Below are 2033 nucleotides of genomic sequence, written 5' to 3' on the forward strand. Positions count from 1 at the left end.
GCGGGGACCCCTCCCCCGCGGCCCTCAGGCCGCGCCGGTGATCGCCGCGAGGATCTCCTCGTGCGCGGCCGTCGCCGCGAATGACCCGTTGTTCCGGCCGTGCCGCAGCACCTCGATGCGGTCGGAGACCGCGCGCACGTCGTTGAGGTTGTGGCTGATGAGGATGACGCCGAGCCCCAGCTCGCGCAGGCGCTGGATGTGCGTGAGCACCTCGGCGGTCTGCGCCACCGAGAGCGCTGCCGTCGGCTCGTCGAGCACCACGATGCGGGGCTGGCCGATGAGGGTGCGCGCGATGGCGACCGCCTGACGCTGCCCGGCGGACAGGTGCCGCAGCGGGGTCCGCACCGACGGGATCCGGATCGTGAGGTGCTCGAGGAGCGCGCGGGTCTCGGTCTCCATGTCGCCGTCGCGCAGCAGGCCCGCCCGCCCGCGCAGCTCCTGCCCCAGGAAGACGTTCGCGGTGACGTCGAGGTTCTCGCAGACGGCGAGGTCCTGGAAGACGCTCGCCACGCCGAGCTGGTTCGCCGCCGAGGGCGACGGGATCGACACGGGCTCACCGTCGATCTCCAGCTGCCCCGAGCTCGGGCTCAGCACGCCCGCCACGATCTGGGCGAGCGTCGACTTGCCCGCCCCGTTGTCCCCGACCAGGGCCACCACCTCGTGCGCGTGCACCTCCAGGTCCACGTCGACGAGGGCCTCGACGGCACCGAAGTACCTGCTGACCTGCCGCAGCGCGAGCAGCGGCGTGCGTCCCCTCACCGGTTCCCCTTTCCTGTGCGGACCTGGCCCACGACGACGGCGCCGTGCGGTCCGTCGTCGGGCTGCTCCAGCAGGTCGGTGTGCTGCAGCGCGAGCGCGATGGCTCCCTCCAGCTCGGCGCGCGTCCCCAGCGCCGCGGGCACCACCTCGAGAGGCGTGACCTGCTGCAGCAGGGTCCGGCGGCGCAGCGCCTCGCGCAGCGGCCCGAGGAAGACCTCGCCCGTCGCGGCCAGCGCTCCCCCGACGACGACGAGCTCCGGGTTGAGCGACGTCGCCAGCCCGGCCACGACGCCGCCGACCACCGTACCGGCGTCGGCGACGATCTCCCGACAGCCCGGGTCGTCCTCGTTCGTCAGGCGCACGACGTCGGCGAGGGTGAGGTTCCCGTGGCTGCTGCGCAGCGGCTCGAGCAGCGCCCGGTCCCCCACGACCGTGTCCAGGCAGCCGCGGCTTCCGCACGAGCAGATGTTGCCGGCCGGGTCCACCTGCACGTGCCCGATCTCGCCCGCCGTGCCCGCGACGCCGCGGTGCACGCGGCCCGCCAGCACGATGCCCGCCCCCACGCCGTGCCCGGCGCGGACGTACAGCGCGTCGTGCACCTCGCGGGCGGCGCCGACCGTGCTCTCCGCCAGGGCGCCCAGGTTCGCGTCGTTGTCCACGAACACCGGCCGGGCCAGCCGCTTGGACAGCACCTGCGCCACCGGCACGCCGTCCCAGCCTCGCAGGATGCCGCGCACGGTGACCTGGCCGCTGGCGGCGTCGACCGGCGCCGGCAGCCCGAGCCCGATGCCGAGCACCTCGTCGAGCTCCGAGCCGACGCGCTCCAGCAGGTCGACGACGAGCAGGGCGGCGCGGTCGAGGCTGGTGTCGGCGCGGTGCTCCGCCGGCAGCGGCAGCACCTGCTCGGCGAGGATCTCGTGCGACACGTCCGCGATGGCCACCGTGAGGTGCCGCGTGCCCACCAGCACGCCCGCCACGAGCCCTACCCGGTGGGCGAGGGTGACGAGCTGCGCGCGCCGGCCCGAGCGGATCGTGTTGCGCACCTCGACCAGCTCAGCGGCGACGAGCTCCTTGACGATGGTCGACACGGTGGCGGGCGAGAGCCCGGTGGCCCCGGTGAGCTCCACCTGGGTCAGCCCACCGTGCCGCTTCACCGCGTCGACGACGCGCGCACGGTTCGCCTCGCGCAGCGACGACTGCGATCCCACCATCGGCAGCCGTCCTCTCACGCCGGGGAGTCTATGGTGCGACGACGCGCGGGGCGGCGGTCGTCC

The 2033-nt window shown here is 74.6% G+C and carries 2 protein-coding genes; both read right to left on the reverse strand.

Annotated features, from left to right (window positions below):
• Positions 1-24 precede the first annotated feature (24 nt).
• Entirely contained in the window at positions 25-759 is a 735-nt protein-coding gene (locus tag ACFWEK_RS21135) for an ATP-binding cassette domain-containing protein (RefSeq protein ID WP_430546632.1), read from the reverse strand.
• Positions 756-1970, reverse strand: coding sequence for an ROK family transcriptional regulator (locus tag ACFWEK_RS21140; protein WP_430546673.1), 1215 nt, complete (start codon positions 1968-1970; stop codon positions 756-758). The genes ACFWEK_RS21135 and ACFWEK_RS21140 overlap by 4 nt, the downstream gene beginning before the upstream one ends.
• Between the last annotated feature and the right edge of the window lie 63 nt (positions 1971-2033).

The sequence above is a fragment of the Isoptericola sp. NPDC060257 genome (assembly GCF_042726645.1).
Taxonomy (GTDB): Bacteria; Actinomycetota; Actinomycetes; order Actinomycetales; family Cellulomonadaceae; genus Isoptericola; species Isoptericola nanjingensis.